The 13,682-nt window shown below is 43.6% G+C and carries 14 protein-coding genes; 12 read left to right on the top strand and 2 right to left on the bottom strand.

Annotation, left to right across the window (positions count from 1 at the left end; genetic code table 11):
* Window positions 1-139 precede the first annotated feature (139 nt).
* A complete protein-coding gene (ppsA, locus tag KKZ03_RS21585) occupies window positions 140-2,554 on the bottom strand; it encodes a phosphoenolpyruvate synthase (RefSeq protein ID WP_243218869.1) in 2,415 nt (804 codons plus the stop codon).
* Between the two features lie 420 nt (window positions 2,555-2,974).
* On the opposite strand from ppsA, the gene birA reads away from it, so the two are divergent.
* From birA to KKZ03_RS21525, 12 genes are all read left to right on the top strand, one after another.
* Complete coding sequence (gene birA / locus KKZ03_RS21580; protein WP_243218868.1) at window positions 2,975-3,973, top strand: bifunctional biotin--[acetyl-CoA-carboxylase] ligase/biotin operon repressor BirA; 999 nt, start codon at window positions 2,975-2,977, stop codon at window positions 3,971-3,973.
* The gene (locus tag KKZ03_RS21575; protein ID WP_243218867.1) at window positions 3,970-4,701 is read left to right on the top strand and encodes a type III pantothenate kinase; all 732 of its coding nucleotides are present in this window, start codon (window positions 3,970-3,972) and stop codon (window positions 4,699-4,701) included. Before birA ends, KKZ03_RS21575 begins: the two co-directional genes overlap by 4 nt.
* A gap of 304 nt (window positions 4,702-5,005) precedes the next feature.
* A complete protein-coding gene (locus KKZ03_RS21570; RefSeq protein ID WP_243218866.1) occupies window positions 5,006-5,581 on the top strand; it encodes a TerD family protein in 576 nt (191 codons plus the stop codon).
* 39 nt (window positions 5,582-5,620) lie between these two features.
* Window positions 5,621-6,196: a TerD family protein gene (locus KKZ03_RS21565; RefSeq protein WP_243218865.1), complete on the top strand. Its 576-nt coding sequence runs from the start codon at window positions 5,621-5,623 to the stop codon at window positions 6,194-6,196.
* A gap of 95 nt (window positions 6,197-6,291) precedes the next feature.
* A complete protein-coding gene (locus tag KKZ03_RS21560) occupies window positions 6,292-6,885 on the top strand; it encodes a TerD family protein (protein ID WP_243218864.1) in 594 nt (197 codons plus the stop codon).
* A complete protein-coding gene (locus KKZ03_RS21555; RefSeq protein ID WP_243218863.1) occupies window positions 6,885-7,904 on the top strand; it encodes an ATP-grasp domain-containing protein in 1,020 nt (339 codons plus the stop codon). The genes KKZ03_RS21560 and KKZ03_RS21555 overlap by 1 nt, the downstream gene beginning before the upstream one ends.
* A gap of 48 nt (window positions 7,905-7,952) precedes the next feature.
* Window positions 7,953-8,282, top strand: a complete 330-nt coding sequence (locus KKZ03_RS21550) for a hypothetical protein (RefSeq protein ID WP_243218862.1) — start codon at window positions 7,953-7,955, stop codon at window positions 8,280-8,282.
* Between the two features lie 33 nt (window positions 8,283-8,315).
* Window positions 8,316-9,515, top strand: a complete 1,200-nt coding sequence (locus KKZ03_RS21545; RefSeq protein WP_243218861.1) for a phosphoribosyltransferase domain-containing protein — start codon at window positions 8,316-8,318, stop codon at window positions 9,513-9,515.
* On the top strand, window positions 9,487-10,245 hold the full coding sequence (locus KKZ03_RS21540; protein WP_243218860.1) for an HAD hydrolase family protein: 759 nt from the start codon (window positions 9,487-9,489) through the stop codon (window positions 10,243-10,245). The genes KKZ03_RS21545 and KKZ03_RS21540 overlap by 29 nt, the downstream gene beginning before the upstream one ends.
* Window positions 10,242-11,342 (top strand): cysteine protease StiP domain-containing protein, encoded by a 1,101-nt coding sequence (locus KKZ03_RS21535; protein WP_243218859.1) that lies wholly within the window; start codon window positions 10,242-10,244, stop codon window positions 11,340-11,342. Before KKZ03_RS21540 ends, KKZ03_RS21535 begins: the two co-directional genes overlap by 4 nt.
* On the top strand, window positions 11,339-12,274 hold the full coding sequence (locus tag KKZ03_RS21530; protein WP_243218858.1) for an HpcH/HpaI aldolase/citrate lyase family protein: 936 nt from the start codon (window positions 11,339-11,341) through the stop codon (window positions 12,272-12,274). Before KKZ03_RS21535 ends, KKZ03_RS21530 begins: the two co-directional genes overlap by 4 nt.
* 71 nt (window positions 12,275-12,345) lie before the next feature.
* Window positions 12,346-12,798, top strand: a complete 453-nt coding sequence (locus KKZ03_RS21525) for a tellurite resistance TerB family protein (protein ID WP_243218857.1) — start codon at window positions 12,346-12,348, stop codon at window positions 12,796-12,798.
* Window positions 12,799-12,889: 91 nt separating this feature from the next.
* Here the strand turns inward: KKZ03_RS21525 and cpdA are convergent, their stop codons facing one another.
* Complete coding sequence (gene cpdA, locus KKZ03_RS21520) at window positions 12,890-13,681, bottom strand: 3',5'-cyclic-AMP phosphodiesterase (RefSeq protein ID WP_243218856.1); 792 nt, start codon at window positions 13,679-13,681, stop codon at window positions 12,890-12,892.
* Window position 13,682: the final 1 nt, after the last annotated feature.

Genomic DNA, 13,682 nt, shown 5'->3' with positions numbered 1-13,682 from the left:
ATTTTACCGATAATAACCCCTAATTCCTTGAAGGGATGTTATCGCCTCCTGCTTATTGATTGCCAGCCCCGAAAAAGCAATAATTTAGTGTCTTTTTTCGTGCTTTTCGTGTCTTTCGTGGACCTTGGCTTTTGCTTGTTTAAACCCGACCCAGCCGCTTTTCAGTTTCCAATACCTGCTGTGTCGTTTGCAGCACGGTATCAGGGTTCAGGCTCATCGAGTCTATGCCGATTTCCACTAGATAATCGGCCATTTCAGGATAATCCGACGGTGCTTGACCGCACAGGCCGCAATGTTTGCCGTTGCGCTTTGAGCCTTCTACGGCCAACCGGATCATTGCTTTAACGCCGGCATCACGTTCGTCAAAGTCTTCGGCGACTATCGCGGAATCACGGTCTACGCCTAAGGTCAGTTGGGTAAGGTCATTGGAGCCGATAGAAAAGCCGTCAAAATGCTCGGAGAAGGCATCAATCAGGATGACGTTATTGGGAATCTCGCACATCACATAAATTTCCAAGCCGTTTTCACCCCGCGTTAACCCCAGTTGCGCCATGTAATCAAGTACCTTTTTGGCTTCCTGGACACGACGGCAAAAAGGAATCATCAGGATAACATTAGTCAGGCCCATGACGTCGCGTACCCGTTTCATGGCGGCACATTCCAGTGCAAAGCCTTCGGCATAAGCGGGATGGGTATAACGGGATGCGCCACGAAAACCGATCATCGGATTGGGTTCATCAAACTCAAACCAGCGACCACCCAATAAGGTGGCATATTCGTTGGTTTTAAAATCGGACATTCGCACGACTACGGGTTTGGGATAAAAAGCGGCGGCAATTGTACCTACACCTTCCGACAGGCGTTGAATAAAGAAATCTTCAGGAGTTGCGTAGTTACGGGTCAATTCGGCCAGTTGTTCCCGTTCTTGGTTATCTTGCACACGTTCCGGATGGATCAACGCCATTGGATGCGCTTTGATGGTTTCGGTGATAATAAATTCCATACGCGCCAAACCCACGCCGTCATTGGGCAGGAAACTGGTTTTAAAAGCCAGTTCCGGGTTGCCGATATTTAACATGATTTTGGTTTTTGGTCGTTTCAGGCCGGTCAGGTTGGTGGTTTTAATTTCAAAATCAAGGATGCCTTCATAGACTTTGCCATTGTCGCCTTCAGCACAGGATACCGTTATGGGGGCATTATTTTTAAGTGTTGTCGTAGCGTTATCACAACCGACTACCGCAGGCACACCCAATTCCCGTGAGATAATGGCGGCATGGCAGGTGCGCCCGCCACGGTTGGTGACTATGGCTGAGGCAATTTTCATTACTGGTTCCCAATCCGGTGTCGTAATATCGGCAACCAGTACATCGCCCGCTTTAAAGTCAGCCAGCTGTCTGACATTGTCAATAATACGGGCGTTACCGGTGGCAATTTTACTGCCGACCGAATGCCCGGTAACCACTGGCGTGGCTTTACTGTTAAGTACATATTGCTCCAATACCATGCCGCTCAATTGTGATACGACGGTCTCAGGTCGTGCCTGAACAATATACAGGATGCCGTCAATGCCATCTTTTGCCCATTCAATATCCATTGGTTTGGTCTGGCCTGCCTTGGCGCTGTAATGGTTTTCTATTTTGATGGCATAGTCGGCCAGCGTTAAAACATCTTGGTCGTTAAGACAAAAATGATTACGTTCTTCGGCGGAGGTAACAAGGTTTTGAGTCGGTTCTCGCGTACGGCCATTGCTATAAACCATTTTTATCTTTTTTGCGCCCAAGGTACGTTTTAATACGGCACGATGGCCTTGCTCAAAGGTCGGTTTGTGTACATAAAATTCGTCAGGATCTACCGAGCCTTGTACGACATTTTCACCCAAGCCATAAGCGCCGGTAATAAAAATGACATCACTAAAACCGGATTCGGTATCCAGAGAAAACATGACGCCACTGGACTTTAGATCAGAGCGTACCATTTTCATGATACCGATTGACAGGGCCAGTTTGAAATGGTCAAAACCCTGATCAACGCGGTAATGTATAGCCCGATCGGTAAATAAACTGGCAAAACAGCGTTTACAGGCATCCAGTAAGGAAAATTCACCACGTATATTAAGAAAGGTATCTTGTTGTCCGGCAAAGCTGGCAGTGGGCAAATCTTCGGCAGTAGCTGAGCTTCGTACTGCAACGCTCATATCATCGCCGTATTGCTGATGCAGCTGTGCATAGGCTTTGAGGATTTGGTTTTCAAGGTCAGTCGGAAAAGGGGCTGCATAGATTATATCGCGTGCTTTACGCGCACGACTGGCAAGATCGACTACATCTTCCGGATTTAAGTCATCCAGCGCCTGATGTAAGGGTTGCCAGGCACCGGCTTGTTCCAACAAATGACGGTAGGCCTCAGCGGTCACCGCAAAGCCGTTAGGTATTTGGACACCTTGTGGTGTTAATTCACGATACATTTCACCTAAAGAGGCATTTTTTCCGCCAACCAGGGGCACATCTTCTATCGTTAATTCATTAAACCAACGGATATAATTTGTTTGTATGGACATTTTATTTTCCTTAAGGGCGTTCCTCGTGTGTTTGATATTCGCCACGGTTACACTTATATTGCGGAAAACTCAAGGTGGGTTTTTTAGTTAAAATCCGCTGCGGTGTGTGCGTGCATAAGTGGGTCAGGGTGTTAAAAGTTAATAATATACAGTTCTATAATCGGGAGCAAGGAGCAACTTGTTATTTAAAATTCTTACTAATAATAGGGTAATGTTAGTTCTTTAATTATCGACAATAATATCTTCGGTTAACGTATAATTTATTGAATTGCAGGTAGATTTAGGCTGCTGGCAAAGAAGCGGTTATAGATATCCTACTACATTATTTTCTGTAGGGCGTGCCATGTGCGCATTAGCCTCCAAGGCAGGTATGGCAAGCCCTACGTGCTTAATTAACCGTTTCCTTTCAATGACAAAATTGTGCTTATTTCTGATAAACAAAAAAAAATATTAACGTTATTGGCTGATGGTGAATTTCATTCCGGCACTGAATTAGCCGAAATAATAGGTGTTAGTCGATCGGCTATCTGTAAACAGGTAAAAGGTTTGTCTGACTTAGGGTTGCAACATTCGGCAGTCAGCGGTAAAGGTTATCGCTTGAATAAAGCGCTGGATCTGTTGACACCATCCAAAATTAACGCCAGCCTTGGCGAAGAGTGTAAGGCGCTTGTTTCAACGTTGGAAATCCATGACAGCCTTAATTCGACTAACAGTTATCTGGTAGAGCACTCCCGTAATAATGCCGCGTCCGGTTTTGTCTGTTTTGCCGAGCATCAAACGGCGGGTAAAGGCAGGCGAGGGCGACAATGGGTTTCACCCTACGGCAGCAATATTTATATGTCGCTGCTTTGGCGCTTTCAACAAGGTGGCATTATCGGCACGGCAGGCTTAAGTCTGGCTATTGGCGTTGCTGTTATCAGGGCATTAAAGGAGCATGAAATTAATGAGGTGGGGTTAAAGTGGCCTAATGATATTTACAGTCAGGGTAAAAAATTGGGCGGTATTTTGATCGAAGTATCCGGTGAAGCCGATGGTCCTTGTGCGGCTGTGATTGGGATTGGATTAAATTTGTTTTTACCTGAAATACAAGCTCAAAGCATTACTCAGGCCTGGACGGATCTGACCAATATCAGCGGTGAAAACCTGTTGCCCAGAAACCGGCTGGCGGGGACCCTATTAAAGCATATTCTGGTTATTGTTAACGGCTTTGAAACAGTCGGTATTAAGGCTTATCTGGATGAATGGCGCCGCTATGATTGTCTGAAAGGTAACTTGGCAACCCTGTTTATTGGTCAGCAACAAATTGAAGGTATTGTTGATGGCATTGATGATAACGGTCTGTTACTGATTAAAAAGCCGGATGGTACTATTCAGGCCTTTGCGTCTGGCGAAGTCAGTTTTAGCGCGCCAATAGTATGAATTTACTGATTGATAGTGGTAATACCCGGCTTAAATGGGCAATGTTGCAAGAAGATGGACTGTTTACCAGTCAGGCAATGCTTAATCAACAGCTTACCAGGCAACAACTTATTGCTGCCTGGAAAAGGCAATCACCGCCAAAACGCCTTGCCATTGCTTGTGTTGGTAAGGCGCCTTTGTTGAAGTTGGTTCTGGCTGTGGCCGTTGAGCTGTGGCCAGCCATTGAGATTATGTCTGTAAAGTCAGAGGCGAAAGCCTTCGGTGTTGTTAACGCCTATCAACAACCTGAAAATCTAGGTGTTGATCGTTGGTTGGCTTTGGTCGCGGTGCGTCACCATTATCAAAATCCTGCCTGCATCGTTGATTGCGGCACAGCTATTACCGTTGATTTAATTGATGGGGATGGTAACCATCAAGGTGGCTTGATTAGCCCCGGCTTAACGCTGATGAAGCAATCTCTGGCGACCAGTACTGCCGCGCTGCAATTTAATCAAACAAGTTATCTCGCAGGTCCTGCCTGTTTTACCCAAGCCGCCATTTATAGTGGCACCTTAATGGCGGCTACCGGTTTAATTGAGCAGGTGTTAAGTCAACAACACACTCCTGTGCAATTGATTATAACGGGTGGTGATGCCGATATTATCGCGGCACAGCTTAAGATTAAGCCGATTATTGATACTGATTTAGTGCTGCGCGGCTTGGCAATTGTTCTGGAAGGACAGCGGTAAAAATAGTGTTTTTTTTCGGTGGAAATAATAAATCACAGGTTTATTTATCGTTCAACTTTAGCTGTTTAAAGTATCAATATTATTTCTTGTTCATGACTAAAAAGCGCTTTCCGGTATCGGTCGTTAACTAGGCAATAAGGGTATTAGCAGGTATGATAGTATCTTACACCGATCAAACTTGTCTGAAAATTATTGACTTGATTGGTGTAATCTTCATAGCAGGATCTTTTCCTCTGTCCTTAATAATCGCGTGGATTGGAGGCTGTTTTTATACCAACATAGCGATAGTAACGGAGATTGATTTATGGGAATTTCATTAAGTAAAGGCGGCAACATTAGTTTGTCCAAAACTGATCCCACATTAAAAAATGTGATAGTTGGTTTGGGGTGGGATGCAAGGCCTACCGATGGCGTAGATTTTGATCTGGATGCCAGCGCTTTTATGGTCAAGGAAGATGGCAAGGTCAGGTCTGACAGTGATTTTATTTTTTACAATCAGATCAAGTCAACTTGTGGTTCGGTTGAGCATACCGGCGATAATCGTACCGGCGAAGGTGACGGTGATGACGAATCGGTTATTATTCTGCTTGATAAAGTACCGTCTGATATTCAACGCATTGTGTTTTGTGTCACTATCCACGATGCCGAGATGCGTAAACAAAATTTTGGCCAGGTAAGTCACGCTTATGCCAGAATCGTTAATAAAGATACCAATAACGAAGTCACCCGCTACGATTTAAGCGAAGATGCCTCCATTGAGACGGCGATGATTTTCGGTGAAATCTACCGACACAGTAATGAATGGAAATTTAAAGCCGTAGGACAAGGATATGCCGGTGGCTTGGCGGCTTTAGCGAAACAGTACGGTATCAATATTTAAACAATAACTCATCAGTTTCAATAATAACAGGAGACAATCATGGCAATATCACTTAGCAAAGGCGGTAACGTAAACTTAAGCAAAGAAGCACCTGGATTAAATAAAATTGTGGTGGGTTTAGGTTGGGATGCACGTGCAACTGATGGCGCGGCATTCGATTTGGATGCCAGTGCATTTTTGGTCAAGCTGGATGGCAAAGTTCGATCAGACAGCGATTTTTGTTTTTATAATAATAAAGTCGTTGGCGATGGTGCGGTTCAGCATACTGGCGATAACACAACGGGCGCTGGTGACGGCGACGATGAAACCGTCAAGGTTGAATTGTCAAAAATTCCTGCTGACCTGGATAAAGTTGTTTTCGCGGTAACCATTCATGACGCTGATGCGCGTAAACAGAATTTTGGTCAGGTAAATCACGCGTTTATTCGTATAATTAACGAAGATGGCGGTCAGGAAATTGCCCGTTATGATCTTAGCGAAGATGCTTCTATCGAAACGGCCATGATCTTCGGTGAAATTTATCGGGTCGGAACAGATTGGAAATTTAAAGCGGTTGGACAAGGTTTTGCTGGCGGTCTTGGGCCTTTGGCCGCATCTTTTGGCGTTAGTGTTTAAGTTTTAACACCGGGCTACTTACACCAACATCAGCTCCCTCTTTTTTAAGAGAGGGAGCTTTTTAATGCTAATGCTTATTTAGAGGTATGCTATTTATGGCTATTAATTTACAAAAAGGACAAAAAATCTCTTTATCCAAAGAGTCAGGCGGTGCGTTAAGTAAAATTGTCATGGGCGTGGGTTGGGATGCCAAAAAAAGTAGTGTAGGGCTTTTGAAAGGCATGTTTGGCGGTGGTAGCAGTAGCGCTATTGATTTGGATGCCTCCTGCGTATTATTCGACGAACAAAATGCTGTCGTTGATACGGTTTATTTTGGTCAATTAAAAAGTCGTGACGGCAGTATTGTTCATACCGGCGATAATCGTACTGGTGATGGTGACGGTGATGATGAACAAATTCTGGTTGATTTGGATAAAATTCCGGCAAACATTAAGTCATTGGTATTTACGGTAAGTTCATATACCGGCCAAACGTTTGATACCGTTGAAAATGCCTATTGCCGAATTGTTGATAACAACGATAAAAATGAAGTTGCCCGTTATACCTTAAGTTCACAAGGATCTCATACCGCACAAATTATGGCTAAACTATATCGCCATAACGGTGAATGGAAAATGCACGCCATTGGTGAAAATGGTACCGGTCGAACCATTGCTGATTTGCTGCCTAAAATTATTGTTCATTTATAATGAGAATATGGTTTAACAAAACATTTTCAACAATTAGTGCCGTTTTTAAAGATCTTCGTCAGTCAGTTCCGGCGGGCGAAGTCACTTTGATTTGTACCCATGCGCACACCACCGCAGCGGCTTTTCTGGCCGCTGACGAAAGTTATCTGGAACCTTCCGATTTAACCGGGCAAGCTTATCTTGAATGGTGTGTGGGCTTTTGTAAGCAGCATAAGATCAGTTTGTTTTGGCCCGGCAAAGAAGCCATATTAATCAGTAAACATCATGTCCTGTTTCAAGCGATTGGCGTTCAAGTATTGTCTGTTGCAGATTTTGACACACTGAGTTTATTACATAATAAAGCCGATTTTTACGCCGACTTAAGCGCTGATGTCGCTAAAAGCATGGACTTTATTGCCGTTAATAACAGCGATGAATTTGATCGTGCGGTGACAACCTTATCGGCAAAACATGAAAGTTTGTGCGTTAAACCGGCGGTATCCGTATTTGGTTTGGGCTTTCGGGTATTGGATACCCAACGCGACAGCATTACCCAATTACTCAAAGGAGTTGAATACCAAATTCCGTTACAAGAGCTGCGGCAAGGTATGGTTAATACGCCGCAATTTGACACACTGCTGGTTATGGAGCATTTGGCCGGGCCTGAATGGAGCGTTGATTGTGCAGGGCGACACGGTGAATTATTGTGTGCTGTTCAACGAAAAAAATCGCAGCTGGCCGGCGGCGGGCAACTTATCGACAACAATACCGAAATACAGGATATGGTAAGTCGTTTAACGACGCATTACCGACTTAACGGTTTATTCAATATCCAGTTTAAAGAAGGCGTAAACGGGCCGCGTTTACTGGAAATCAATCCACGTCCTTCGGGTGGCTTTGGCATGGCGTGTTTATCCGGTGCCAACCTCGCGCATATTGCCTTGCGAGGCATTAAAAGTAAAGCTTTTCCGCAACCGGTTATTCAATATGGGCTTAAGGTGATTGAGGTTAATACGCCAATGATCCTGCAAGAAGTGTAAGCCGTTTTTATAGTCATTAATGCTCTCAGCATTAACCTGTTGCAAATTATGCCCTTCAATAAAATAAATTTATTCGTTATTAAATTCATCAAACCCATCGAAATGGTTGGTGTATTGATGCGGATTTTCAGTTTTTCAATGGTCAGTTGGATGGGTTCGGAAAGTCCGTTTTTTTTCATCTGGGCTTTTAATACGGCAGACGCGATTATTCTTTCCTGGTGCTCTATTTTAAAAAAAGAGAGTGCTTATATCTTGCTGAATGTATTTTGGATACTGGTGGGCGTCGTCGGTATGCTTAGAGCCAGTGCATTTTCATTGCTGGATGTTAAAATTACCTTGGTGCATTTTCTTGCCCAAACCGCCATATTGTTTAACTAATAATCCTCCGAGTAGCGCCAGCCAGTAAACACGATGCAAAAAACAGTCACTATAAAATTAGACACAGGAATACTTCAGCTTGAGGTAGAACCCGGACACATTCCGTTGCAGCGTTTGCTGGGGTTTGCTGCACGGGTAAGCAGTAAGCGGAAGTTTTTGCTGGTTAGTAAGGTCTTGGGGAAACATTATCCGGTTTCACCAAAAACCATGAGCTGGTCTTATCGTGCTTTGGCAAGGCTGGTGTTAAAAAAAGGAGTAGGCGAGTCTTCACTGTGGATAGGCATGGCGGAAACAGCAACCGGCTTGGGTTATGGCGTTTTTGAAGCGGCTTGCCATGCGGGCGTGCAACAGGCTTTGTTTATGCAAACGACCCGTTATCATCTGGATAAAACAGACCGACTGGAGTTTGAAGAAGCCCATAGTCATGCTACTGACTTTTTTCTGTATTATCCTGAGTATCCGGAATATCGAAAGCAGTTTTTAAATGCAGAAACATTGGTATTGATCGACGATGAAATCAGCACGGGCAAAACCTTTTTACGGCTTATTAAAGCCTATCAAGTGATTAATCCAGCCTTACGTAAAGTATTTATCGTAAGTCTGGTTAATTTTGCTCACCCTGATGACCGTGCCGCGCTGGAATCACAAGCAGGTGTTGCGGTGGAATGGGTTTGTTTCAGGCAGGGGTTATTGCATTTTGAAGATAGTCAAAATGCCGTCATCGATAACATTACTGTTAATGTGTCGGGTAATGGTCGTTGTAAAAAACATTTGTTGGCTTGGCCCGGGCGCTTGGGCTTGACGGCACCGATTAGTTTGGATACCGATGTTTTGGAACAGTTATGTCATAGCGGCTTTAACTCCGAGTCCAGAGACATTAGACCTATTTTGGTATTAGGCACCGGTGAATGCAACGCTCCGGCTTATTTACTGGGGCGGGAGTTGGAAAGCAAAGGTTTTGCCGTAAAAGTACAAAGTACAACTCGATCACCGATTCATCAGGGTAACGATATTGCTTTGGTATGCCAGTTTGAAGATAACTACGAAGATGGCATTGCTAATTTTATTTACAATGTAAACCCGGATGATTATCGGGAGATTATTTTGTGTCATGAAACGCCACTTGATAAATCATTAATGGACCGATTGCACGCATGGCAAGCCATTAGTGCCCGATTTGAACTTAAACAGCCAAACTTAAACCATGCAAAGTTACATTTTTTTAGACCTTGATGACACGCTGTTTCAAACCCTGAGAAAATGTACTTTGGGTGCAGACGATCCGCTATTACAGGTACGCGCTTGTTTGCCCGATGGCTCGCCTAATTCTTATGCCACGCACAAGCAGCAATGGTTGTGGCATTGGTTGGAAAAGGGTTTCAAAATCGTGCCGGTTACCGGACGTGATGTTGATGCTTTTGACCGCGTTATGTTGCCTTTTCAGGAAGAAGTGGTCTTGAATCACGGTGCCGTTATTCTGGATAAACAACGCACTGTTGATCGTGTGTGGATGGATGGCATGATGCAAGCTTTACCGGCCTATCATGAGAAATTACTGGATATCTGGGCAGAAATTGAACGATATTGCCAGTGTTTCAGCGGTTTTAAAACCCACTTGGTTAATGATTTTTCTGTCACCTGGTATGGTGTCATCAAACATGTGGATGGTACTGAAACCCCATTAACAACAGTATTGGACAACATTATTAAAAGGCATCCGCATATTCTTGATGGCAGTTTATATTGGCATTTAAACGGCAATAATCTGGCGGTATTACCCAAGATTATCAACAAAGAAAGTGCTGTGAGTTATTTGATCGACAATTACAAACAACAGCACCCGCAATTACTGACCTTTGGAGCCGGTGACAGTAATACCGATGCGCCATTTATGGGCTTGTGTGATTACGCGTTAATTCCAAAAAACACGCAATTGTTTAAAACGCTGGCTTTTTCTGAATGAAAAACACACGGCCTTTTACCGGCAGTTACACCGTTGACGATGTGCAGTTTTTGTTAAAACCGATGGCGGTGACCGATACGCCGGTACATCTCAAAGAAGCGCTGATTCAATCCGGTCAAAAACATTATTCTGAAATGCTGACGCATGAGTCCTTGCCGCCGGCTGATTATTTACCGTTGTTTTACCGAGCCATGACCTTAAATCAAGATTGCATGGCAGAGCATTTGTTATTGTTGGCACAAGGTATTATAGCAACGCGTCCCAGAGGCATTACTTTGGTCTCCTTGGCACGGGCAGGAACGCCGGTGGGTGTGTTACTCAAGCATGTTTTAAAACGTCATTTTAATATTCAGGCAGAACATTATTCCATTTCCATTCTTAGAGATATAGGGATCGATCAAAATGCCCTGCGCCATATTTTGCAAAAGCACGCGCCGGAATCATTGGTTTTTGTTGATGGCTGGACAGGAAAAGGCGTGATTGCACGGCAGTTGGCAAACAGCTTGCAGGATTTTGCCGTAAGTGATGGCATTCATATCCCGCCGGAGTTATATGTCTTGACTGATTTGTCAGGTTGGGCTGCTGTTGCCGCTTCTTCGGAAGATTATTTGATTCCTTCCTGCATTCTAAACGCTACCATATCGGGGCTGGTTAGCCGGTCAGTGCATGACAAACAGGCTACGAGCCATACTGACTTTCATGGTTGTCTTTATTATGAGCAGTTTGCCGAACAGGATTTATCTCGTTATTTTATCAATACGATACTTGAACGAGTGGCTGTGATAAGGTCTACCTTTGCTGGCAAATTTGCCGACCATTCAGGCCATTGTCAACAATTACAAAGAGTTTCCCAACAGTTTTTAGGCTGGATTGCCGAGCAATACGGCATTACCCAGCACAATTACATTAAGCCCGGCATCGGTGAGGCGACGCGTGTTTTATTACGTCGTGAAGCACAGTTATTACTGTTGCAGGATTTGGATTGTGAAGCGACCCTGCATTTGCGCTGGTTGGCAGAGTCCAAGTTAATTCCAATAGTCGTTTTTAAAGAGTTACCTTACCGTGCAGCAGCGCTAATCAAAAAGGTTGTCTTATGAACCATCAGTTAAAGTTGTTTTCACCCTGGTTGTTAGGTGCGCCACTTTATATGCCAGGCAATCGCCGCGACATCATGGAAATTGCCAATGGCGAGAAGTATCCGATGTTGCGCTCAATGATTTTTTGTACGGAGGATGCAATATCAAAATCTGATGTGGATAGTTGCGTACGTCATATCGGTTTATGCATGCAAGGTTTTAGGGATTCGACCCAGAAATTTCGGTTTATTCGTGCCAGAAATCCGGAAATATTAGCTCGATTACTGGAGCTCCCCGATATTGAAAAAGTGGATGGTTTTGTGCTGCCAAAATTTACTGAAAGCGTATTTGATGCCTATTTTGATCAATTACGGGGCACGTCTTTTAAGGTGATGCCGACTCTTGAGACTAAAGAGGTTTTTGATGTCAATGCGATGATTCAATTGCGTCAGGGCTTGTTACAGGACGATATTGCGCCGCATGTGTTAATGCTGAGAATTGGCGGTAACGACTTGATGAATCTTTTGGGTATTCGAAGACCACGTTTTTCGACGCTTTATGAAACGCCGATTGGTAACGTTATCTCACAGCTGGTGACTATTTTCAGGCCTTATGGTTTTTCACTATCGGCACCGGTGTTTGAATATCTGGATGATTCAGTTACCTTACAAAAAGAAATAAAGCTGGACTTGGCGTATGGTTTAACCGGAAAAACGGCGATTCATCCCACTCAAGTACCAACTATTGAAGCTGCTTATGCTGTTGATCTGGAAGATTATGAGATGGCGGTTAGTCTGAGCGATCAGGATTCTCCTGCGGTTTTTAGAATGCATAATGCAATGTGTGAGGTGGCAACCCATCAGCAATGGGCAAGTAATATGATTAATCGGCAACAGTGTTACGGTGTTAACGAGGCTCTATCATTGAAAGAATATGCAGAGTTGTCATTTTAATGCCTTAAAAATGTTAAAATAACGATCAGTAAAATTAAAAGTACCTTACATAAATAACCAGGAGAGCGTTAATGAGTTTTGATAATTTTCTTAGTCAATTAAAAAGCAAAGCGAACGAATTAAAAACAGAGGTCTTGAAATTTAAAAACAAGGATTTTCTAAATGCGGCAATGGCAGGTTCAGCGCTTATTGCCATGGCCGATGGCAGCATTAGTTCAGAAGAAAAACAAAAAATGATCAAGTTTATCGAAAGCAATGACGCGCTATCGATTTTTACTACCAGCGACGTTATCAAAGCCTTTCAGGAATTTGTTAGCCAACTGGAGTTCGATAAAGATATCGGTGAAGCCAAAGCTTATCAGGCAATAGGCAAGATGAAGTCTAACATTGAAGCCTCGCGCTTGTTGGTTCGCATGATTATTGCCATTGCTTCTTCTGATGGTATGTTTGATAACGATGAAAAAAAGATAGCCATCAAAATAGCCAAAGAATTAGCACTTAATCCGTCTGAATTTGAATTGTAAGTGACTTGATAAATATCACCACGAAGACCAGATGCAAAAGCCAATATAAAGGTTTCGTGTCTTTGTGGTTTCAGTTTATAAAAGCTAAAAATCAGTAATTGGGGACATCCATTTGCAAGCCGGTTAACGGTTCCGATAGCCGGGTAATTTTGGATTCTACCCTGCCATCTTCATACAGTTTTATCACCCGATAACCGGGACTGGTAGTATCCATAGTAATGGTTTTACTTTCCGGTTTAAATTGGAAGCAGGTTGATGGCGTTCCCAGGATGCGAACTGACCCGCTTATGATATCCATTTCTTGATGAATATGTCCGTTAGTGATGACTTTTGCTTGCGGATATTTTTTTGTTATCGCCAAAAATTCTTCGCTGTTTTCTATGATCATGGTATCCAGCCAGGCGCTTTTAGTCTCCAGGCAATGATGGTGTACGGCAATGAGTGCATGATGATTCGGATAAGCGCTAAGACAGTCTTCCAGAAACAGTAATTCCGTTTTTGACAAGCCGCCACCCGGAGATCCGGGTATCTGGCTATTAAGGCAGATCAGCTGCCAGTTTTTTAACAATACCTGTTTTTGGCAATTAACCTGCGTGGTATTAAAAACCTGTTGCATGAGTTGATAATTATCGTGATTACCGGGCAGGCAAATGCAGGGCGTATTGGTAGCTTCAAGTTTCTGTAAAATTCGTTGATAGCTTATCTCGCAAGGATCTTGGGCAATGTCCCCGGTAACCAGAACTAAATCAAAATGAGGGTTTTCAGTAAAGGCGAGATCAACAACGGCATGAAAGTAATGCTCGGTATTAATACCTAAAAAAATATCGTCCAGACTTGGCAGGATGTGTAGGTCTGTTATTTGCAGTAGGGACAGGGATGCCATG

It is taken from the genome of Methylobacter sp. S3L5C, assembly GCF_022788635.1.
Lineage (GTDB): Bacteria > Pseudomonadota > Gammaproteobacteria > Methylococcales > Methylomonadaceae > Methylobacter_C.
The sequence above is the reverse complement of the archived record's forward strand: the minus strand, read 5'-3'. Positions and strand labels throughout refer to the sequence as shown.

Coding starts and splice junctions, on each gene's coding strand:
- ppsA (WP_243218869.1), bottom strand. CDS start 2,554: ATGTCCATACAAACAAATTATATCCGTTGGTTTAATGAATTAACGATA.
- KKZ03_RS21575 (WP_243218867.1), top strand. CDS start 3,970: ATGAATTTACTGATTGATAGTGGTAATACCCGGCTTAAATGGGCAATG.
- KKZ03_RS21570 (WP_243218866.1), top strand. CDS start 5,006: ATGGGAATTTCATTAAGTAAAGGCGGCAACATTAGTTTGTCCAAAACT.
- KKZ03_RS21565 (WP_243218865.1), top strand. CDS start 5,621: ATGGCAATATCACTTAGCAAAGGCGGTAACGTAAACTTAAGCAAAGAA.
- KKZ03_RS21560 (WP_243218864.1), top strand. CDS start 6,292: ATGGCTATTAATTTACAAAAAGGACAAAAAATCTCTTTATCCAAAGAG.
- KKZ03_RS21555 (WP_243218863.1), top strand. CDS start 6,885: ATGAGAATATGGTTTAACAAAACATTTTCAACAATTAGTGCCGTTTTT.
- KKZ03_RS21550 (WP_243218862.1), top strand. CDS start 7,953: ATGCCCTTCAATAAAATAAATTTATTCGTTATTAAATTCATCAAACCC.
- KKZ03_RS21545 (WP_243218861.1), top strand. CDS start 8,316: ATGCAAAAAACAGTCACTATAAAATTAGACACAGGAATACTTCAGCTT.
- KKZ03_RS21540 (WP_243218860.1), top strand. CDS start 9,487: ATGCAAAGTTACATTTTTTTAGACCTTGATGACACGCTGTTTCAAACC.
- KKZ03_RS21535 (WP_243218859.1), top strand. CDS start 10,242: ATGAAAAACACACGGCCTTTTACCGGCAGTTACACCGTTGACGATGTG.
- KKZ03_RS21530 (WP_243218858.1), top strand. CDS start 11,339: ATGAACCATCAGTTAAAGTTGTTTTCACCCTGGTTGTTAGGTGCGCCA.
- KKZ03_RS21525 (WP_243218857.1), top strand. CDS start 12,346: ATGAGTTTTGATAATTTTCTTAGTCAATTAAAAAGCAAAGCGAACGAA.
- cpdA (WP_243218856.1), bottom strand. CDS start 13,681: ATGGCATCCCTGTCCCTACTGCAAATAACAGACCTACACATCCTGCCA.